The organism is uncultured Abiotrophia sp. (genome assembly GCF_963520105.1).
GTDB lineage: Bacteria > Bacillota > Bacilli > Lactobacillales > Aerococcaceae > Abiotrophia.
In genome coordinates this window covers 31,187-51,163 of the sequence record NZ_CAUQPN010000006.1, presented here as the reverse complement: position 1 = coordinate 51,163, position 19,977 = coordinate 31,187, and the positions used below count along the sequence as shown (strand labels likewise).

The window sequence follows — 19,977 nt, the reverse complement described above, 5'->3', positions numbered from 1 at the left end:
TTTACACAATGATCAAGTTCACAGATATCCAAATCAGTTATGGTGATTTTGTGGCTGTGGACAACCTGAATTTAGAGATTCAAGAAGGTGAATTTTTCACCTTCTTGGGCCCTTCAGGTTGTGGCAAGTCAACGACCTTGCGCGCCCTGGTGGGCTTTAATATTCCAACGCGCGGTAAGATTGAAGTAGGTGGCCGGGATGTTACGCGATTAGAGCCTGAAGCCCGGGAGATTGGAATTGTCTTCCAATCATATGCCCTCTTCCCAACTATGACAGTATACGAAAATATTGCTTTTGGTCTCAAAGTCAAGAAGATAAAACCGGAAATTATCCGTGAGAAAGTAAATGAAGTTGCTAAGAAAATTAAGATTACCGAGAAGCAATTGCAGCGCAATGTCTCGGAACTATCTGGGGGACAACAACAACGTGTGGCGCTAGCGCGTGCACTTGTTTTAGAGCCTAAGATTCTCTGCCTTGATGAACCTCTATCCAACTTAGATGCTAAGCTTCGGGTTGATTTGCGTAAGGAACTCAAGAGGCTCCAAAAGGACTTCAAAATTACGACTTTGTATGTTACGCATGACCAAGAAGAGGCCTTGACACTTTCTGACCGCATAGCCGTATTCGATAACGGGAAAATTGAACAAGTCGGCACACCGAGTGAAGTTTATAACGCTTCTCAAACAGAGTTTGTTTGTGACTTTATTGGAGATAACAATCGTCTTGATGAGGGCACTATGCAGATGCTGAGCCAATCTTCAGGCCATGCCTTTAAGGATAAGGCCGGCTATATTAGATTGGAACGTGTACGTTTCAATCGAGACTATCCAAATGATGTGGAGACTAAAGGGGTTGTCTTGGATATGGAATTTGATGGTATTCTTCTCAAGTACACCGTCAAGTTAACCAATGGAAAGCATATTCATATTATTGATAAAAATGATGGGTTCTCTAAACGTGAGATTGGGTCTGAAATTTCTGTCTTTATGAATCCTGCAGATATTCTGCAGTTTTAGGAGGTACTCCTATGAAATTCGACCGTAAAATCGTACAGAAGATTGCTTTGCGCTTATTGCTAGTTTGGCTGATTCTGGCCTTTATTGTCTTGCCTAACTTTAATTTGCTTTATACAGTCTTCGTCAATAACGGACAAGTATCCTTTAGAGCGATTGAAAAAGTCCTGAAATCTGAACGAGCTCTAAAGAGTATTTTTAATAGTTTTATTTTAGCATGCTCTATGGTGGTCACTATTAATGTAGTAGGGACTTTAGTAGTTTTATTTACCGAGTATTGGGATCTGAAAGGGGCAAAAATGCTTAAGATAGGCTATATGACCTCTTTGATATATGGTGGGGTTGTCTTAGTTACTGGCTACAAATTCCTATATGGGGATACTGGCTTCTTAACTAATGCGATGGCAAGCTTTATTCCGGGATTTAATCGGCAATGGTTTGTAGGATTCGCAGCTGTACTCTTTGTAGCAACTTTTTCTAGTACTTCCAACCATATTATGTTTTTAACTAGTGCAGTTCGAAACGTAGACTACCACACGATTGAAGCAGCGCGAAATATGGGGGCTAAGCCTTTCACAGTTTTCTGGAAGATAGTTTTACCAACCCTGAAACCAACTCTTTTTGCCTTGACGATCTTTACTTTCTTATCGGGGCTATCGGCAGTTTCGGCGCCGCTGATTGTAGGGGGAGCGGACTTCCAAACCATTAACCCTATGATTATCACTTTTGCCAAGTCTAGTAGTTCAAAAGATATTGCAGCGGTCTTAGCAATTTTCTTAGCTATTATGACAATTACACTTCTAGTAGTACTAAGTCGTATTGAGCGGAATGGGAATTACATCTCAATAAGCAAGACGAAGGCTCGACTCAAAAAGCAAAAGATTGAATCTCCTCTGTGGAATGCAATTGCTCATTTAGTGGCATATGTTCTGTTCTTAATCTATATGCTACCGGTAGTGCTAATTATCTTGTTCTCCTTCCAAGACCCAGTGGCTATTGAAAAAGGGCAACTTGATTTTAGTAATTTCACCTTGAAAAACTATAGCCAACTCTTTACCAATGCGGAATCTTTTATGCCATATGTAGTCAGCATTGTGTATGCTGCTTTGGCTGCAGTGATTGTGACGCTCTTGGGGGTTGTTATTGCCCGGTTAGTTCATAAGGCTGAGTACAAAGTAGACAAGCTATTTCAATGGGGCGCTTTAATGCCATGGATTTTGCCAAACACCATGATTGCTGTAGCCTTTCTCTTTTATTTCAATAACCCGCAAGCTGTTGTTTTCAATCGAGTGCTGATTGGAACCTTGGCGATTATGCTAATTGCATATGTAGTAGTGAAAATGCCATTCTCATATCGGATGACGAGGGCTGCTTTCTTCAGTATTGATAATAATATGGAAGAGGCCGCTAAGAGCATGGGGGCGTCAACCTTCTATACCATGACGCGGGTGATTATTCCATTCTTGCTACCGGTGCTCATGTCAGTAATGGCGCTCAATTTTAATTCTCTGTTAGCGGATTACGACCTATCCGTTTTCCTTTACCATCCGCTTTTCACTCCGTTGGGAATTGTCGTGCGGTCGGCAAGTACGGAAACGGCTACGACTAGTGCCAAGGCCATGATTTTCGTCTATACAGTGGTCTTAATGATTATGACATCAACCTCACTATACTTAACGCGTACTAAGGATCGGAAACCTCCGAAGAAGTTACGTAAGTAATTGGCGATTGATTCAGTAATATGAGCGATAAATCGGCATAACTGCAGCTGTAGTTATGCTGATTTTTTCATAAGTGCGTGCTATAATTTGTGTTAGTGAGGTGATGGGAATGGCAACGATGGATGATATTGCGCGCAAAGCTGGCGTATCACACGGGACGGTTTCGAATGTATTAAATAAGCGCGGGAATGTGAGCGCTAAGAAAATTAAGCTGGTTGAGGATGCTGCTAGAGCATTAGGATATTATGTCAACGAGTCAGCGCAAACCTTACGTAAGGGGATGTCAAAGGTTATCCATTTGATTATCCCATTTGAATTGAGACGAAAATATGATTCCTTTGTTTCTGGTGCCTATCTCGCTATAAGTGGCACCGACTATAAAATTGAGTTGACCTATTTTCGGATGCGTCAAGACTTAGATAATCTTGTAGAACAGTTGGCTACTGCAATACCGAGCGCAATTTTTTGCCTTGGGGCGGCGCCGAAGCAGGCAATTTTGGATAATTATAAAGCTGACACCCCTTTACTTTTGGTAGACTGTCTAATAGCAGAGCAACCTCTATCCTCTCGCGTATACTATATCGATTTTAATCAGGAGACGGTTGGTCATATGCTAAGAGCTTGGGTTGATGGGAACCAGCGAGTGGTTGTATTGAGCGATCGGCAGGGCTTTCAGGCCGCCTATGAATCTTTGATTCAGTCACTTTTACCTGAAAGTGAGATAACTGTCATTGGAATTGAAGGAGATTATAAGTGGATTGAACTAGCCGATATACTTGACGACTTGACAGAAAATGACATAGTAGTTGCATTGAGCCCTAGTTACAAGGAGCAGCTGGAAGAGCTGAGTAATTGGTTGTATTTACCGCTTAAGTGCTCTGTGATTGTGTTAGGTGAACCTACGCCCTTTCATGAGTGCCCAGGTGGTGCATTAAACTTGAAACAACTGGGATATCGCGCTCTACAACAGGTATGCCGACAAGTTTACCAATCCGAAATTTTGCCAGTTGATATTTCAGTTGTATCTAGCCCGTCCATATTAAAAGAAAGCAAGCCATTGCGTTTTCTGACCATTGGAACGCCCATGACTCAAGCAATTAAGAAGATTGCCCAACGCTATAAGAAAGTGTATGGGGTTCCTGTTCAGGTTGAAGAATTGGGCTACGAGGCTATGTATGCTCTCCTAAATCAATATGGACCGATTGATGCAGATATTGTCCGTTTGGATATAGCGGGAATGCGAAGTGTGGATTGGTCCGCTTTTGCTCGCTTAGATTCTATACCTCAAGTGGCAAGGATTAACCAATCTCTAATAGAAGGGATCCCTAAGGAATATACCCATGTGTCGGGATATCAGTACGCCTTGCCGCTAGATATCAGTTTGCAAATGTTGTTCTACCATAAGCAGTTTTTTGAAGATAAATTAATACAACGAGAGTATTTTGAACGTTATCGAGAGCAATTAGCAGTGCCAACGACTTTTGCGGCTTTTGACCGAATTAGCCAATTCATACAGGAAGCTCAATTTAAGAAAGGGCTCGTTGGGCATTCGCTTATCCAGGGTGGCCCCCTAATTACCTATGCAGACTTCGTTCCGCGTTTACTAGAGAAAGCCCATCAGTTAGATGAAACCACACCTGAGACGGAAATCTTCTTAGAGTGTTTAAAAGCATATCAAGAGAGTCTTGCGAATAGCGCACAGGTTTTCGATGGTTGGTGGGGAGATGCGGCAGCAAACTTTGCCAGTGGGAATTCTGTTATGGAAATCATTTTCTCCAACTACGGGAGTGATTTAGTAGGGAGTGCGTCGCATTTCCATTCGAGTGATATTGGTGTTTCAGCCATTCCAGGAGGGCGCCCACTCTTAGGTGGCGGAGTACTTTGCGTGTCTAAACCTGCTATTAAACGTCCAGAAGTAGGACACTTTCTTGAGTGGCTCTATAGTGATGAAGTAGCCAAACCTCTTGCATTACTAGGTGGGCTATTGCCAACTAGTTCAGTTGTCAATAATCCTGTTATCCAAGCTGAATATCCGTGGTTAAGTCAATTAAGGGCCAATCTTCAGACTGGTTCTCGCTTTGGGATATGGGCAGAAGAATATGCCTTACAAAATGAAGTGAATCTAGGTGCTGCGGTAGCGCAAGCCATAGAAAAGCAAAGAAAGAAGGAATAAAGTGGATTATCAAGTGGTTAGTCTGCGACTTTTTATGGCGATTCTGTGTGCCGGATTAATAGGATATGACCGGCAGAAGAAGAACCGTCCAGCTGGTTTGCGGACACATATTTTGGTATGTATTGGTGCAGCAGCAATTTCGATGATTCAAGCAGCTGTTTTCTATGAAAAATTACAAGTGCATCCAGAGATTAGAGTAGACCAAGTGAGACTCTTAGCACCCATTGTCAGCGGGATTGGTTTCCTTGGTGGCGGGACTATTATCGTTACTAAGCAACGTGTGGCAGGATTGACTACGGCAGCCTCATTGTGGACGACAGCCGGAATGGGGATTGCGATCGGCATGGGATATTATGAGATTGCTCTTTTGACTTGTGCGGCAGTTATGTTTTCGCTTACAATTATTCGACGTATTGTTCATATGCCCAATGTTAAGCGACTAGAAATAAAATACATTCATCGAGTGGCAACCAAGGAGTTTCTGACTCAGTTCTTTGAATCACGAGGAATTGAGGTGACAGATATTCTATTTGATGTAGAAAATTCAGAAGGGCGCCGACTTTATCGTAATATTTTTACGGTTCATGTCCCTGAAGAATTATCTTTGCCCCGATTAATTGAAGAACTAGCTGCCCACCCAGATATCCGGAAAATTCGTTTGGTATCTATATCGGAATAAGCCATTTACCGACTAAGTGCATCGCGCTTAGTCGTTTTTGTGAGATTGAATGAACAGATTTGAAGTAGTTATGGATATTTACAATGTAAAACATGCTATAATAAGAGAAAAGAATCAGGAGGCGAGCGAGATGCGCAGTGAAGTCATGTGGCAGGATTTTTGTAGGCGTCAGGGGCTGGCAAAGGATACGCCCTATGAGGCTTTTAGTTTCGGTGGACCGGGCAGTGTCATTGCGGACCCCTTGGCACAGCTGGTCATGGCGGGCAAGAAGACGGCCACCTGCTCAGCCAAATTGCTCTATGAGGTAGAGGATGAGCCCCTGCCGGAAGTTGGAAGCTATAGCGTCATTCTGAATAGCCGTAACCAGGCTCAATGTGTCATTCAGACCACGGGGGTGGTCACCATGCCCTATGAAGAAGTGACCGAAGCTTGGGCTAGAAAAGAAGGAGAGGGCGACCTTAGCCTAGAATATTGGCGCCAGGCCCATTGGTCTTTCTTTGAAGCAGAATTTCGCTTAGTCAATCAGGTTTTTACCCCTGAACAGGAACTGGTTTTCGAAGAGTTCCAGGTAGTTTACCGCTTGCCAGAGGCGAGCTTAGGCTGATTTACTGGCTCGAAAAATCTAGACAGAAAAAGACCAATATATCATATATGATATATTGGGAAAAATAAGGAGGAGAAAGAATGGAATTTGTAAGAACAGAAAGAGGATTTGAAGGCTATAATGCAGCAGGAGAAGTCGTAGCTGAGATTACTTATCGGCCGACAGAGGATCCCAAGGTGGTCATTGCCGACCATACTTTTGTGGACGATAGTTTGCGTGGCCAGGGTGTCGCCCAAGAACTCTTGGACACCTTAGTAGCGGCTATGAAGGCTGAAGGCAAAAAGATTAAGGCAGAATGCTCTTATGTAGTAGCTAAGTTCCAACGTGACTCGCAGTATGATGCGGTCAATGCCGATAAGGACTAGTCGGATGCCAGAAGTATGGGAACTAGTCGATGTCAATAAGCAATTGACTGGCATCAGACATTTGAGGGGGCAAGAAGCCCTCATCCCACCAGGTCATTATCATCTGGTGGCGCGCGTTTTGGTAATGGATGCAAAGGGTCAGATTCTACTGACCCAGCGTAGTCATGGTAAGGCCCATTATCCTAATAATTGGGAATTTGGCGCCAATGGCTCAGTTTTGGCAGGCGAAAGCTCGGAACTTGCTGCTTGTCGCGAGTTATGGGAGGAGACTGGGATTAAGGTGACGCCCCATGACTTAGTCTGGTTGGAGGACTATCGCTATGACAATTGGTGGCTAGATATTTACGGAATTGTTTTAGCGGATCTGGCGCCCGCACTTGTTTTGGACCCAGAGGAAAATCAGGCCTGGGTTTGGCTAGCGCCAGACCAGTTGGAGCAATGGCAGGCCAAACTTGTGCCGGGCGACTGGGAACGTTGGCAGGCAGTTGCCAGCAAGTTGTTAGCATTGAGAGAGGAGGTTGACAAATGAAGATAAAACTAGGTCAGCCTTTGAGCCAGGCCACACTAGCAGAATGGGGTTTTGAAAATGGCCAGGCACGCCATGTCTTGGCCGAAGGGGAATTTGAGCTTCGAATGACTATGTCAGACCAGGAGCTAGAACTGGTGGTCTATGATTTGGCCATGGAGGAACCCTACACCTTGTTTGAGGTAGCCAGTGCCAGTGGGGCCCTTGTAACAGCCCTACGCCAGCAAGTGGATGATATTCTCAATCGGATTTTAGGCCAGCAGATTCAAGACAATCCGCTAGTAGAGCGATTGGTGGAACATGTGAAGGCGACTTACGGGCTGGCACCAGCCCATCCCTTTAAGCGCCATCCGGAAATAATAGGCTTTAAGGTGCCGACGGTCGATAAGCTATTTGGTATCTTTTTGCCGGTCGACTATTGTCGGTTAGATAAAACGAGTTCGCGGACTGACCAGGTGCTAGTGCTTAATCTTAAGGGCCAGCCCGACCAGATTCTTGGGCGCATTGATAACTGTCGCTATTTCCCTGCTTATCATATGAACAAGAAACATTGGTTTAGCCTACTTCTGGATGCACAGACGGATTGGGATCAGCTGACCAGTTTGCTAGCAGAAAGCTATAGCTTAGTTAAGAAATAAGGATATAAGAAGGCCCTGCTTGCTAGTGGGGCCTTTTACTTTTAGCAGGACTGCTCAAAAAATTCGAGCAAGTCGCAAAAAAGTCTTCCATACCCCCTTGACGAAAGAGGATTTTATTGGTACATTAGTAGAGGTGTTTTTATACGAGATTCCTGAAATTCAGTCGTGCTGACTGGTATAGAAGCAACATTATTATTTTTCCATAAAAATGGCACACTTGGATGTGTGGACTAGATTAAAGCAAAGGGAGGAGGAGCTTGGATGCCAACTATTAACCAATTAGTTAATAAACCTCGTAAAACCAAAGTCGTTAAGTCAAACTCACCTGCATTAAACAAAGGGTACAACAGTTTCAAGAAGACCCAAACGAACAACAACTCTCCACAAAAACGTGGGGTATGTACTCGTGTGGGGACCATGACACCGAAGAAACCTAACTCAGCTTTACGTAAATATGCCCGTGTACGTTTGTCTAACTTGATGGAAGTGACAGCTTACATTCCAGGGATCGGTCACAACTTACAAGAACACAGCGTTGTTTTAATCCGCGGTGGTCGTGTAAAAGACTTACCAGGGGTACGTTACCACATCGTTCGTGGTGCGCTTGACACTGCTGGTGTTAACGATCGTAAACAAGGCCGTTCTAAATACGGTACCAAACGTCCTAAAGGCTAAGAGCCTCATCATTAAACATTCAGAAAGGAGGATTTTGAATGCCTCGTAAAGGTGCAATCGCAAAACGCGAAGTTTTGCCAGATCCACTCTACAATTCAAAATTAGTTACTCGCACAATTAACCGTTTAATGCTCGATGGTAAACGCGGTAAAGCTGCTACTATCTTATATGCTGCTTTCGATATCGTGCGCGAACAAACCGGTCAAGACCCAATGGAAGTTTTCGAACAAGCAATCGAAAACATCATGCCATTATTAGAAGTTAAAGCTCGCCGTGTAGGGGGTTCTAACTACCAAGTACCAGTTGAAGTACGTCCAGAACGTCGTTACACCTTAGCCATCCGTTGGTTGGTAAGCTACTCTCGCTTACGTGGTGAAAAGACCATGGAATTACGTTTAGCGCGTGAAATCATGGATGCAGCTAACAACACTGGTGCATCAGTTAAGAAACGCGAAGACATGCATAAAATGGCAGAAGCCAACAAAGCATTCGCTCATTACCGTTGGTAAGATTTTCAGTCATATCACTAGCTGTTATAAGCTAGTGGTTTTTGACTACTATGCACACTCTCAAAACAACTGAAAAGGGGTAAAACAAAAAGATGGCAAAAAGAGAATTTTCGCTAGAGAAAACTCGTAATATTGGTATCATGGCCCACATCGATGCTGGTAAAACCACCACGACTGAACGTGTCTTGTACTATACCGGCCGTATCCACAAAATTGGTGAAACCCACGAAGGGGCTTCCCAAATGGACTGGATGGAGCAAGAACAAGAACGTGGGATTACCATCACCTCTGCCGCAACTACTGCGCAATGGGCTAACCACCGGATTAACATCATCGACACACCAGGGCACGTGGACTTCACTGTCGAAGTAGAACGTTCTCTCCGGGTTCTTGATGGTGCCGTTGCCTTATTGGATGCTCAGTCTGGGGTAGAACCTCAAACTGAAACCGTATGGCGTCAAGCTACCACTTACGGTGTTCCTCGTTTGGTCTTCATCAACAAGATGGACAAGATCGGTGCGGACTTCTTATACTCTGTAAGAACCTTGCACGAACGCTTACAAGCAAACGCTCATCCAGTTCAATTACCAATTGGTGCTGAAGATGAGTTCTCAGGTATCATTGACTTAGTGGAAATGAAAGCCTACAACTACACTAACGACTTAGGGACTGACATTGAAGAAATCGAAATCCCAGGTGACTTACAAGATTTAGCTGAAGAATGGCGTACTAAGTTAGTTGAAGCAGTTGCTGAAACTGACGAAGAACTCATGATGGCTTACTTGGAAGGCGAAGAAATCGACGTACCTACCTTGAAAGCAGCAATCCGTAAAGCAACTGTTGCAGCGGACTTCTACCCAGTATTCTGTGGTTCTGCCTTCAAGAACAAAGGGGTTCAATTAATGTTGGATGGGGTTATCGACTACCTTCCATCTCCATTAGACGTTCCAGCTATCAAAGGGATTGACCCTGATACTGACGCTGAAGTAGAACGTCATGCAAGCGATGAAGAGCCATTCTCTGCTTTGGCCTTCAAAGTTATGACTGACCCATTCGTAGGTCGTTTAACCTTCTTCCGTGTTTATTCTGGTACTTTACAATCCGGTTCTTACGTTCAAAACGCTACTAAAGGCAAACGTGAACGTGTCGGCCGTATCTTACAAATGCACGCCAACCACCGTCAAGAAATTCCTGAAGTATTCTCTGGGGATATCGCGGCAGCTGTTGGTTTGAAAGACACTACTACTGGGGACACTCTCTGTGATGAGAAGAACGAAGTAATCCTCGAGTCTATGGAATTCCCAGAACCAGTTATCGAAGTAGCGATTGAGCCTAAATCAAAAGCTGACCAAGATAAGATGGGTGTAGCCTTACAAAAATTGGCTGAAGAAGACCCAACCTTCCGTGCTTACACTAACCAAGAAACTGGTGAAACAGTTATCGCAGGTATGGGTGAGTTACACTTGGATATCATCGTTGACCGTATGCGTCGTGAATTCAAGGTTGAAGCTAACGTGGGTGCTCCACAAGTTTCTTACCGTGAAACCTTCCGTTCTGCAACTCAAGCAGAAGGTAAGTTCGTTCGTCAGTCTGGTGGTAAAGGTCAATACGGTCACGTATGGATCGAATTCACACCAAACGAAGAAGGTGCTGGTTTCGAATTCGAAAACGCAATCGTCGGTGGTGTGGTTCCTCGTGAATACATCCCAGCGGTTGAAGCTGGTTTGAAAGACGCTATGGAAAATGGTGTCCTCGCAGGCTTCCCAATGGTAGACATCAAAGCTAAGCTTTACGATGGTTCTTACCACGATGTCGACTCTTCTGAAACTGCCTTTAAGGTAGCGGCGTCCTTAGCACTCCGTGCAGCTGCTAAGAAAGCTAACCCAAGCATCTTGGAACCTATGATGGCAGTTGAAATCACTGTACCTGAAGAATACTTCGGGGACGTTATGGGTCACGTGAACTCTCGTCGCGGTCGCGTTGAAGGTTCTGAAGTACGCGGTAACGCTCAAATCGTTAAAGGTATGATTCCATTGTCTGAAATGTTCGGTTACGCAACTACCTTGCGTTCTGCAACTCAAGGGCGTGGTACCTTCTCTATGACCTTCGACCACTATGAAGATGTGCCGAAGTCAATCGCAGAAGAAATCATCAAGAAATACGGCGGCAAGTCAGAAGACTAATCTGACAGGACTTGCTTGGAATAACGAATAAGCGTTATTCCCAAAGCCTAGAAAATGGTGCAAAATCTTGAATTTTGCCCCATTTCTAGGTATAATACTACTGATAGATTTAATTGAAATCTATAAAACAAACTCAACTATTTTTAGGAGGCAGAAATTAAAATGGCAAAACAAAAATTTGACCGTTCTAAACCACACGTAAACATTGGTACAATTGGTCACGTTGACCATGGTAAAACTACCTTATCAGCTGCAATCGCAACTGTATTAGCTAAACAAGGTTTCGGTGAAGCTCGTTCATACGACCAAATCGATAACGCTCCAGAAGAAAAAGAACGTGGGATCACAATCAACACTTCTCACATCGAGTACGAAACAGCTAACCGTCACTACGCTCACGTTGACTGCCCAGGTCACGCGGACTACGTTAAAAACATGATCACTGGTGCTGCTCAAATGGACGGCGCGATCCTCGTTGTATCTGCTGCTGACGGCCCAATGCCACAAACTCGTGAACACATCCTCTTGTCTCGTCAAGTTGGTGTTCCTTACATCGTAGTATTCTTGAACAAAGTTGACATGGTTGACGACGAAGAATTGCTCGAATTAGTTGAAATGGAAGTTCGTGACCTCTTGTCTGAATACGACTTCCCAGGCGACGACACTCCAGTTATCGCTGGTTCAGCTTTGAAAGCTTTAGAAGGCGACGCTAACTACGAAGCTAAAGTTTTAGAATTGATGGAACAAGTTGATGCTTACATTCCAGAACCAGAACGTGACACTGACAAGCCATTCATGATGCCAGTCGAAGACGTATTCTCTATCACTGGTCGTGGTACTGTTGCAACTGGTCGTGTTGAACGTGGTCAAGTTCGCGTTGGTGACGAAGTTGAAATCGTTGGTATCGAAGAAGAAACTTCTAAGACTACCGTTACCGGTGTTGAAATGTTCCGTAAGTTATTGGATTACGCTGAAGCTGGGGACAACGTTGGTACCTTGTTACGTGGTGTAACTCGTGACCAAATCCAACGTGGTCAAGTATTATCTAAGCCAGGTTCAATCACTCCACACACTAAGTTCGAAGCTGAAGTGTACGTATTGTCTAAAGAAGAAGGTGGTCGTCACACTCCATTCTTCTCTAACTACCGTCCACAATTCTACTTCCGTACAACTGACGTAACTGGTGTTGTTACTTTACCAGAAGGTACTGAAATGGTTATGCCAGGCGACAACGTACAAATGGTTGTTGAATTGATCCACCCAATCGCGATCGAAGAAGGGACTAAGTTCTCTATTCGTGAAGGTGGCCGTACTGTAGGTGCCGGTGTGGTATCTAAAGTCTTAGCTTAATTCTAAGCTTAATATGCCTTTCCAAAAGGGTCTCTTCGGAGGCCCTTTTTCTATATCCAAAATAAGCCCCCTGTGTCAGATGACATAGGGGGACTTTATTTGTAGATAGGTTTTAGAGGTCGCGGCGCTTGAAGGTATAGATGCCGGCGAGAGTGAAGATGAGACTTAAGGCAAAGGCGAATATAGCGGTTTTGCTAGTCATACTAAAGCTAGCTGTACTCTCATAGACAAATTCCATGACAATAGCCTTAAACCAATCATTATTTGGGTCAATCAATTCGCCAGGGATTTTCAAGAAAATAAAAACGGTAAAGTAGACAATAAAGACCATACTGTAGTTGCGGGTCAGGAAGAGGACGAAGCTGGTAACGCAGAACCAAGCATAGGTACAAAGACACTGAATCAGGAAGGTAATCAGAAACTTAGGCCAAAAATCCGCTGGTAGACTCCCCATCTGGCCCCCTGACCGTAAGAATTCGATGACGTAACCTGCTGCGTAGAGAAGGAAAAATTGTAAGAGAATAAGACTAGCAATGGTCAGAGACTTAGCTAGGTAATACTGGCCACGGGTTTTACCGGTAGTCAGATTATTATGGTAGAGTTTGTTGTTAAGGTCGACTCCTAAGAGTAGGGTGGTCACCACATTGCAGGCGATAAAAAGTAGGCCTATGTTATAAGACACGGCATCCATGGCGAAGAAGAAGCCAGAACTAGAAGTAGTAACTCGCGAAGTAAAAATGGCTAGCAGAATACCCAGGACACAGAAGGCTTGAATCCCCCAAAATCCGACGGAGCGGACTAAACGGTAATAATCGGCTTTGATACTATTAAGCATACTGTTTTCCTCCTTGAACTTGAATTAAATCGGTAAAGTATCGCTCTAAATCTTTATGAGCGTAGTAGAGCGCACTGATTGGAATATCAGCTAAAACCAAGGCCTTAGCCAGTTCTGGTATATCCTCTGCTTTGCCGATTAACTGCAATTGGTCGGTCTGATGGCTCGGTTTAAGTCTAAAGCCTAGCTGTTTTTGAACGAAGTCCTTAGCCATTTGAGTCTTTTGGGACTGGAGGATAATATAGTCGCCACTTTCGCGGTCGAAGTCATCCTTGGAAAGCTCTTGGATGAGCCGTCCTTGATGAATGAAGCCAAAGCGACTAGCCACCAAATATAATTCTGACAAGATATGGCTTGAAATAATCAGGGTCATGCCTAATTCACGGTTAAGGCGGAGGACCATCTCACGAAATTCTTGAATGCCGACAGGATCGAGACCATTGATTGGTTCATCTAAGATGAGCAAATCAGGTCGAGACAGGATAGCGATGGCGATACCCAGACGTTGTTTCATTCCCAGAGAGAAGTCCCGAAATTTTTTGGCACCAGTTTGGCTTAAGCCGACATAGTACAAGGTCTCCTTAATCAGACTATCCGGCTTTTTGATGCCACGATCCAGGCAATAAAAACGGAGATTGTCGTAGGCAGATAGATGCTGGTGTGCCACAGGTGTTTCAATGACAGAGCCTACATGGTGGAGGGCGGTAGTCCACTCTTTAGGGGTGCGTGAGCCCAAAATGGAGACGGTGCCTTGACTTGGTGCGATTATTTGGGTAATTAATTTGATTAAGGTGCTTTTACCCGCTCCGTTTTGACCGATTAGGCCATAGATTTCTCCTTTCTTTAGCTTGAGGCTGAGCGAGTCCAAAGCCACTTGGTCGCCATAATGCTTACTAAGATTTTGAATGACTAAGATATCTTCCATGATCTTACTCCTTTGCTTATTTCTTATCTCTAGCTTATCAAGTGAATTTCAAATATCTCTCAAGCAATTCTCAAATCTTTCTAAAGTTTTGGAAGAGAGCAAGGGTGTTTTCTGAAAGCAAAAAATTATACCAAAGTGAGGCGCCGGCAAATTTGCATTTGAATGAAAATGACCGTTTTATGAATGAAAATGACCGAAAACGCTTGAAAGATGACCGAAAGCGGTGTATAATCGGGGTGTGAGGTGATAAGAGTGTTAACTCAAACGCGACATCAACTAATTCTATCAGAACTAGAGCAAGCGCATGTTGTCAGCCTACAAGATTTGATGGCCAAGCTGTCAGTATCAGAGTCCACTATACGGCGGGATTTATCTCAGTTGGAAGAAGCAGGGCGCCTGGTGCGAGTTCGTGGCGGTGCCAAACGGGTCTATCATTTGGATCGCGAATCTAGCTATAAGGAAAAGCTAGGGCGGAATAGTAGTGACAAGGCCCTTATTGCTGAGACAGCAGCCGCACAGGTGACAGCAGGCCAGGTCATCTACCTAGACGCAGGCACCACGACCTTGGCTATGATACCGCATTTGGTTGGGCAGGGTGTGACGGTGGTTACCAATGGACTCAGTCAAGCTGACTTGCTGTGTGACTATGGCGAGTCCGTCATCTTGTTAGGTGGCCAAGTTAAGCCCAAGACGCGGGCCATAATTGGAGCGCAAGCTCAGGCTCAACTAGCACGCTATCGTTTTGACCATGTTTTTATGGGCATGAACGGGGTGGATGCTGAATGGGGCTATACGACGCCAGACCAGGAGGAGGCAGCCCTTAAGCAACAAGCCATGCAGCAGGCCAACCAAGTCTATGTTTTGGCGGATGCTTCCAAGATGGGACGGGTCAGTTTCTGTCATGTCGCCAATTTGGAAGAGGCGATTCTTATCACTCATGCCTTAACAGAGGGGCAACGGGCACCTCTTGTGCAAGTCACGACAGTGAAGGAGTGTTAAATTTCGTGATTTATACGATTACCTTTAACCCTGCCGTCGATCTCGTTATCCAGGTTGACCAATGTCAGCTAGGAGAGTTGAATCGATCCAAGGGAGAGGCCTATGTTGCCGGAGGTAAGGGAATCAACGCATCCCTTGTCTTACAGCGCTTAGGGCATGTCAACTACGCGACTGGATTCGTAGGTGGATTTACCGGTCAATATATCAAAGACACCCTCATTCAAGAAGGTGTCAAACCACTTTTTGTTGAAGTGGATGGCATTACGCGGGTTAATGTCAAAGTCAAGTCTCAAGAAGAGACAGAAATCAATGCTGCAGGCCCCCAAGTGAGTCCGGAAAAGTTTGCGGAATTATTGGCCATTTTTGAGCGGGACTTAAGCTCAGATGACGTGGTCTTCTTAGCAGGGAATGCGGCTCCTGGACTTGACGTCAAGGCCTATATTGCTATCGCCAAACTCTGCCAAGAGCGGGGCGCAAAATTTGTGCTGGATACCAACAAGCAACTCTTAACCGAATGCTTGCCTTATCGACCTTTTGTCATCAAGCCTAATCATCATGAATTAGGTGAGATTTTTGGGGTTAGCTTGAAGGATGAGGCAGAAATAATCCATTATGCCAAGAAACTTCAGGAATTAGGAGCACGTCACATTATTGTATCTCGCGGTGGTGAGGGCGCCTTACTTCTAACTGAGGATGGCCAAGTCTTTAGCTCAGATATCCCTAAGGGAAGAGTGGTTAACTCAGTCGGGGCAGGCGATTCTATGTTGGCAGGTTTTGTGGCCACCTACTTGGAGACAGGCGATTTTGCTCAATCTCTAAAACGTGGTGCTGCTACCGGGAGTGCGACAGCCTATTCGGTTTGGATAGCTGAACGTCAATTGATTGATGACCTAGTAAATCAAATTCATGTTGTCGCGCATTAGCCTAGGAAATTCAAAGGAGAAATAGAAAGTGAAATTATCAGAATTATTTGTTAAAGAGGCTATGGACCTCCAATTGAGTACAACAGATAAGCCATCAACGCTTAAGTATTTGGCAGAGCGCTTCCACCAAGCTGGCGGTGTCTCCGACGTTGAAGCTTATGTGGCCGCTTTAGAAGCCCGCGAAGCCCAATCAACAACAGGTGTCGGCGATGAGATTGCCATTCCTCATGCTCAACATGAATCAATCAAATCAGCAGCTATCGTCTTTGGGCGTAGTGACGCAGGGATTGACTGGGAGAGCTTTGATGGCCAAGCTGCCAAATTTGTCTTCATGATTGCAGCCCCTGCAGGTGGTGGTGGCGAGCACTTGCAAGCCTTAGCTAAATTATCTTCTGTCCTCATGCAACCAGCAACTAAAGCAGCTTTAGCAGTAGCAAAAACCCCTGAAGAAGTAGTGGCAGTTTTTACCGCAGCGGAAGCAGAAGAAACAGCCCAAGCTACTGCGGCTGAGCCAGCAAGTCCTGCGCAAGACGATGTCTATGTCTTGGCCGTAACAGCTTGCCCAACTGGGATTGCCCATACTTTTATGGCAGAAGAAAAGCTCAAACAAGCCGGGAAAGCCGCAGGTATCAAGATTAAAGTTGAAACCAACGGGCAGGCCGGTGTCGGCAACCGTTTGACTGCTGACGATATTAAAAAGGCGACAGCCATTATCGTAGCAGCGGATAAGCAAGTTGAAATGGCGCGCTTTAACGGCAAACCAGTCATTGTCACTAAAGTAGCAGATGGTATCCACAAAGCTGATGAATTAGTAGCTAAAGCGGCAAAAGCAGAGGCGCCAATCTACCACGCAGCAGAAGGTGCTGGCGCCGCAGACCTTGAAGTCGGTAAAGAATCCATTGGTCGTCAATTCTACAAGCACTTGATGAACGGGGTTTCTCATATGTTGCCGTTTGTGGTATCTGGTGGGATTTTAATTGCCTTGTCCTTCTTCTGGGGGATTAATTCCTTTAACCCTGAAGATGCTAGCTATAATCAAATAGCGCAATTCCTCTTTGTAACAGGTAAATTATCTTTTGCTATGATGTTGCCAATGTTAGCTGGTTTTATCGGTCATTCAATTGCTGACCGTCCTGGTTTGGTTGTTGGTTTTATGGGTGGGATTTTAGCTAATCCATCTGTCTTGTCTGACTTTGGAGCGGTAGGTCTCTTTGAGAAAAGCATTCCGTCAGGTTTCTTAGGCGCCTTAGTAGCCGGCTTCTTGGCTGGTGGGATTATCTATGTCCTCCGTCTAGCCTTTGCTTGGCTACCAAAATCACTTGAAGGTTTGAAACCAATCTTCCTCTTCCCAGTTTTTGGGGTCCTGATTATGTCCTTCCTCATGCTCTTCGTTGTGAACGGCCCAATGGGGGCTGTTATGCAAGGATTGCAAGACTTCCTCAACGGTATGAGCACAGGTTCAGCCTTAGTCTTAGGTTTCTTAGTCGGTGCCATGATGTCAATTGATATGGGTGGTCCAATTAACAAGGCCGCTTACGTTACAGGGACTGCCTTAGTGACACAATCAGCAGGCGCAGGTTCAAACGTTATGGCAGCCGTTATGGTTGGTGGGATGGTGCCACCGTTGGCGATTGCCTTGGCAGCAACCCTCAACAAAAACCTCTGGCCAGAAGAAGAACGTAACTCAGCTCTAGTTAACTATGTCATGGGTGCAGCCTTCATCACGGAAGGGGCTATTCCATTTGCTGCAGCCAACCCATTGAAGGTTATTCCACCATTGGCAGTTTCTGCCGGTGTAGCGGGTGCCTTAAGCATGCTCTTTGGTATCGTCAGCAAGGTGCCACACGGCGGGGTCTTCGCTATGTTAGCGGGTGGTGTAACGAATCCATTGCTCTATTTAGCGATTTGGGTTGGTGCCAGCTTCTTAGGGGCCTTCCTCTTGAGCTTGACCTTACGTAACCAAAACAAAAAATAAGCTCAAACAGCCAAGACTGCGGTCTTGGCTTCTTTTTTATGGTTTCATTAAGCCTAAAAAAGCACCTGGCAAGGAGCCAGGTGCGGATAATCGATTTGATAGGGAGATTAGTTTTCTTCTAAGCGAGCAAAACCATCGGCAGTCACTGCTTTGAGGGTGCTTGCAGAAGCATTCATCTTGTCCAACTCAGAGTCGTTAAGTGGGATTTCAATGACAGAAACAACCCCTTCGCGACCCAAGATAGCTGGAGCCCCGATGTAGAGGTCTGATTGACCATACTCACCGTCTAAGTAGACAGAGAGAGGGAAGATTGCCTTTTCATCGTCTAAGATAGCACGGCAGATACGAGCCAAGGTAACAGCAATCCCGTAGTAGGTTGCACCTTTTTTAGAGATGATTTCGTAAGCAGCGTCACGAACTTTGAAGAACATTTCAACTAAGGCTTGTTCGTCAGTGTCTGGGTGGTTTTTGACCCATTCATAGATAGTCAAGCCACCCACGTTAGCGTGAGACCAAACAGGGAATTCAGTATCCCCGTGTTCACCTAAGATATAACCGTGGACGTTACGCGCATCAACACCGATAAGTTGTGCGATTTCTTGACGGAAACGAGCGGTGTCTAAGGTAGTCCCAGAACCGATAACGCGCTCTTTAGGGAAACCGGAGAACTTCCAAGTTGCATAAGTTAAGATATCCACTGGGTTGGCAGCAACCAAGAAAATACCGTTAAAACCAGAGTCTACGATTTGTTTAATAACTGATTTGTAGATGCTTAAGTTTTTGTGAACGAGATCCAAGCGAGTTTCACCTGGTTTTTGTGCTGCGCCAGCTGTTAATACGACGATATCTGCGTCACCGCAGTCGCTGTATTCAGCAGAGTAAATTTCCTTAGGTGAAGTGAAGGCTAAGGCGTGAGAGAGGTCTAAAGCGTCCCCGACTGTCTTGTCCTTGTTGATATCAATGATGCCGAGTTCACGGCCGATGTTTTGGTTAACGAGAGAGAAAGCAAAGCTAGATCCGACTGCGCCATCACCGACTAAAATAATCTTGTTCTTTGGTTGTTTCATAGTGAATATCTCCTTTCTATCACTTGGCTATATTATACCACTCTTTTCAAAAATGTGAAGAGGAAATTTTTTGAGTAGTACAGTTTATTGTGGCGAATAATACAGTTCGCCTCGTGAATCTTTCTGTTAGTGACATGCTCCAAACATGTGTTATAATAGAAAATGCAGAGGAGGGAGCAGGATGAAGTTAATCGTTGGATTAGGGAACCCTGGTGATAAGTATCAGGGGACGCGCCATAATGTGGGTTTTGATGTCATTGATGCTTTGGCGCGTCAAGAAGGTTTGAAATTGACCGACCAAAAATTTCGTGCCGATTATACTATTTGGCGAGTGGGAGACGAAAAGGTGCTCTTGGTCAAACCCTATACCTTTATGAACCTATCGGGTGAAGCTGTCTTGCCTCTTATGTCCTATTATAATATTAGCCCTGACGAGCTTGTGGTGGTTTATGATGACTTGGATTTGGATCCTGGCAAGTTGCGTCTACGCCAGTCAGGTAGTGCGGGTGGCCACAATGGGGTCAAGAGCATTATCGAAATGCTAGGGACCCAAGATTTTAAGCGGGTCAAGATTGGCATTGGCCGCCCTCAATATGGACGCAAGGTTGTGGACCATGTTCTACAACGTTTCGATACAGATGACCGTGCTTTAATAGAACAGAAAATTGACCAGACAACCGACTTGTTGAGGGCCTGGGCTAAGGGCGAAACTTTCGTCCAATTAATGAACCAATATAACTAAAAGATACCATAAACCTTAAGATAGGTTGCGACTCTCCCAGGGGTGGGTAGACGTTGCAGCCTCTTGTGGCGTTAG

General features: G+C 44.9%; 19 protein-coding genes. 16 read left to right on the top strand and 3 right to left on the bottom strand.

Features of this window, described 5'->3' with window-relative positions; genetic code table 11:
* The first annotated feature begins 8 nt into the window (after nucleotides 1-8).
* The 12 genes from RWO08_RS06870 (at nucleotide 9) to tuf (ending at nucleotide 12,436) form a co-directional block, all read left to right on the top strand.
* Nucleotides 9-1,016: an ABC transporter ATP-binding protein gene (locus tag RWO08_RS06870; RefSeq protein WP_291427528.1), complete on the top strand. Its 1,008-nt coding sequence runs from the start codon at nucleotides 9-11 to the stop codon at nucleotides 1,014-1,016.
* Nucleotides 1,017-1,027: 11 nt separating this feature from the next.
* Nucleotides 1,028-2,734 (top strand): iron ABC transporter permease, encoded by a 1,707-nt coding sequence (locus RWO08_RS06865; protein ID WP_023392503.1) that lies wholly within the window; start codon nucleotides 1,028-1,030, stop codon nucleotides 2,732-2,734.
* 109 nt (nucleotides 2,735-2,843) lie between these two features.
* A complete protein-coding gene (locus tag RWO08_RS06860) occupies nucleotides 2,844-4,907 on the top strand; it encodes an extracellular solute-binding protein (RefSeq protein WP_291427529.1) in 2,064 nt (687 codons plus the stop codon).
* 34 nt (nucleotides 4,908-4,941) lie between these two features.
* Nucleotides 4,942-5,586: an MgtC/SapB family protein gene (locus tag RWO08_RS06855; protein ID WP_070756781.1), complete on the top strand. Its 645-nt coding sequence runs from the start codon at nucleotides 4,942-4,944 to the stop codon at nucleotides 5,584-5,586.
* Between the two features lie 130 nt (nucleotides 5,587-5,716).
* A complete protein-coding gene (locus RWO08_RS06850; protein ID WP_291427530.1) occupies nucleotides 5,717-6,190 on the top strand; it encodes an ASCH domain-containing protein in 474 nt (157 codons plus the stop codon).
* 80 nt (nucleotides 6,191-6,270) lie between these two features.
* Nucleotides 6,271-6,555, top strand: a complete 285-nt coding sequence (locus tag RWO08_RS06845; protein WP_291427531.1) for a GNAT family N-acetyltransferase — start codon at nucleotides 6,271-6,273, stop codon at nucleotides 6,553-6,555.
* Nucleotides 6,556-6,559: 4 nt separating this feature from the next.
* A complete protein-coding gene (locus RWO08_RS06840) occupies nucleotides 6,560-7,084 on the top strand; it encodes an NUDIX domain-containing protein (protein WP_291427532.1) in 525 nt (174 codons plus the stop codon).
* Nucleotides 7,081-7,719: an MmcQ/YjbR family DNA-binding protein gene (locus RWO08_RS06835; protein WP_291427533.1), complete on the top strand. Its 639-nt coding sequence runs from the start codon at nucleotides 7,081-7,083 to the stop codon at nucleotides 7,717-7,719. Before RWO08_RS06840 ends, RWO08_RS06835 begins: the two co-directional genes overlap by 4 nt.
* Nucleotides 7,720-7,980: 261 nt before the next feature.
* Nucleotides 7,981-8,394, top strand: coding sequence for a 30S ribosomal protein S12 (gene rpsL, locus RWO08_RS06830; protein ID WP_023392496.1), 414 nt, complete (start codon nucleotides 7,981-7,983; stop codon nucleotides 8,392-8,394).
* Nucleotides 8,395-8,432: 38 nt separating this feature from the next.
* Nucleotides 8,433-8,903, top strand: a complete 471-nt coding sequence (gene rpsG, locus RWO08_RS06825) for a 30S ribosomal protein S7 (RefSeq protein WP_023392495.1) — start codon at nucleotides 8,433-8,435, stop codon at nucleotides 8,901-8,903.
* A gap of 92 nt (nucleotides 8,904-8,995) precedes the next feature.
* A complete protein-coding gene (gene fusA / locus RWO08_RS06820) occupies nucleotides 8,996-11,086 on the top strand; it encodes an elongation factor G (RefSeq protein ID WP_291427534.1) in 2,091 nt (696 codons plus the stop codon).
* A 162-nt stretch (nucleotides 11,087-11,248) separates the two neighbouring features.
* A complete protein-coding gene (gene tuf / locus RWO08_RS06815) occupies nucleotides 11,249-12,436 on the top strand; it encodes an elongation factor Tu (RefSeq protein ID WP_070756672.1) in 1,188 nt (395 codons plus the stop codon).
* 112 nt (nucleotides 12,437-12,548) lie between these two features.
* On the opposite strand, the gene RWO08_RS06810 is transcribed toward tuf, so the two are convergent.
* Together RWO08_RS06810 and RWO08_RS06805 are read right to left on the bottom strand one after the other, a co-directional pair.
* Entirely contained in the window at nucleotides 12,549-13,271 is a 723-nt protein-coding gene (locus tag RWO08_RS06810; protein ID WP_291427535.1) for a lantibiotic ABC transporter permease, read from the bottom strand.
* Nucleotides 13,264-14,196: an ABC transporter ATP-binding protein gene (locus RWO08_RS06805; RefSeq protein ID WP_314211593.1), complete on the bottom strand. Its 933-nt coding sequence runs from the start codon at nucleotides 14,194-14,196 to the stop codon at nucleotides 13,264-13,266. The genes RWO08_RS06810 and RWO08_RS06805 overlap by 8 nt, the downstream gene beginning before the upstream one ends.
* A 252-nt stretch (nucleotides 14,197-14,448) precedes the next feature.
* On the opposite strand from RWO08_RS06805, the gene RWO08_RS06800 reads away from it, so the two are divergent.
* Genes RWO08_RS06800 through RWO08_RS06790 form a run of 3 tightly spaced genes read left to right on the top strand, consistent with a single transcriptional unit; the run spans nucleotide 14,449 to nucleotide 18,093 of the window.
* The gene (locus tag RWO08_RS06800) at nucleotides 14,449-15,195 is read left to right on the top strand and encodes a DeoR/GlpR family DNA-binding transcription regulator (protein WP_070756664.1); all 747 of its coding nucleotides are present in this window, start codon (nucleotides 14,449-14,451) and stop codon (nucleotides 15,193-15,195) included.
* 5 nt (nucleotides 15,196-15,200) lie between these two features.
* Entirely contained in the window at nucleotides 15,201-16,118 is a 918-nt protein-coding gene (pfkB, locus tag RWO08_RS06795; RefSeq protein ID WP_291427537.1) for a 1-phosphofructokinase, read from the top strand.
* 28 nt (nucleotides 16,119-16,146) lie between these two features.
* The gene (locus RWO08_RS06790) at nucleotides 16,147-18,093 is read left to right on the top strand and encodes a fructose-specific PTS transporter subunit EIIC (protein ID WP_314211592.1); all 1,947 of its coding nucleotides are present in this window, start codon (nucleotides 16,147-16,149) and stop codon (nucleotides 18,091-18,093) included.
* 107 nt (nucleotides 18,094-18,200) lie between these two features.
* On the opposite strand, the gene RWO08_RS06785 is transcribed toward RWO08_RS06790, so the two are convergent.
* A complete protein-coding gene (locus RWO08_RS06785; RefSeq protein ID WP_023392487.1) occupies nucleotides 18,201-19,160 on the bottom strand; it encodes an L-lactate dehydrogenase in 960 nt (319 codons plus the stop codon).
* Between the two features lie 181 nt (nucleotides 19,161-19,341).
* Between RWO08_RS06785 and pth the strand changes: the two genes are divergently transcribed.
* Nucleotides 19,342-19,902 carry an aminoacyl-tRNA hydrolase gene (gene pth / locus RWO08_RS06780; protein WP_311466160.1) on the top strand — a complete coding sequence of 187 codons (561 nt, stop codon included), beginning with the start codon at nucleotides 19,342-19,344 and terminating at the stop codon, nucleotides 19,900-19,902.
* Nucleotides 19,903-19,977 lie beyond the last annotated feature (75 nt).

Bases quoted from the DNA above. Each gene is read 5' to 3' on its own strand.
- RWO08_RS06860 (WP_291427529.1), top strand. From the start codon at position 2,844: ATGGCAACGATGGATGATATTGCGCGCAAAGCTGGCGTATCACACGGG.
- rpsL (WP_023392496.1), top strand. From the start codon at position 7,981: ATGCCAACTATTAACCAATTAGTTAATAAACCTCGTAAAACCAAAGTC.
- rpsG (WP_023392495.1), top strand. From the start codon at position 8,433: ATGCCTCGTAAAGGTGCAATCGCAAAACGCGAAGTTTTGCCAGATCCA.
- RWO08_RS06865 (WP_023392503.1), top strand. From the start codon at position 1,028: ATGAAATTCGACCGTAAAATCGTACAGAAGATTGCTTTGCGCTTATTG.
- RWO08_RS06870 (WP_291427528.1), top strand. From the start codon at position 9: ATGATCAAGTTCACAGATATCCAAATCAGTTATGGTGATTTTGTGGCT.
- pth (WP_311466160.1), top strand. From the start codon at position 19,342: ATGAAGTTAATCGTTGGATTAGGGAACCCTGGTGATAAGTATCAGGGG.
- RWO08_RS06805 (WP_314211593.1), bottom strand. From the start codon at position 14,196: ATGGAAGATATCTTAGTCATTCAAAATCTTAGTAAGCATTATGGCGAC.
- RWO08_RS06845 (WP_291427531.1), top strand. From the start codon at position 6,271: ATGGAATTTGTAAGAACAGAAAGAGGATTTGAAGGCTATAATGCAGCA.
- RWO08_RS06850 (WP_291427530.1), top strand. From the start codon at position 5,717: ATGCGCAGTGAAGTCATGTGGCAGGATTTTTGTAGGCGTCAGGGGCTG.
- fusA (WP_291427534.1), top strand. From the start codon at position 8,996: ATGGCAAAAAGAGAATTTTCGCTAGAGAAAACTCGTAATATTGGTATC.
- RWO08_RS06810 (WP_291427535.1), bottom strand. From the start codon at position 13,271: ATGCTTAATAGTATCAAAGCCGATTATTACCGTTTAGTCCGCTCCGTC.
- RWO08_RS06835 (WP_291427533.1), top strand. From the start codon at position 7,081: ATGAAGATAAAACTAGGTCAGCCTTTGAGCCAGGCCACACTAGCAGAA.
- RWO08_RS06840 (WP_291427532.1), top strand. From the start codon at position 6,560: ATGCCAGAAGTATGGGAACTAGTCGATGTCAATAAGCAATTGACTGGC.
- RWO08_RS06785 (WP_023392487.1), bottom strand. From the start codon at position 19,160: ATGAAACAACCAAAGAACAAGATTATTTTAGTCGGTGATGGCGCAGTC.
- tuf (WP_070756672.1), top strand. From the start codon at position 11,249: ATGGCAAAACAAAAATTTGACCGTTCTAAACCACACGTAAACATTGGT.
- RWO08_RS06855 (WP_070756781.1), top strand. From the start codon at position 4,942: ATGGCGATTCTGTGTGCCGGATTAATAGGATATGACCGGCAGAAGAAG.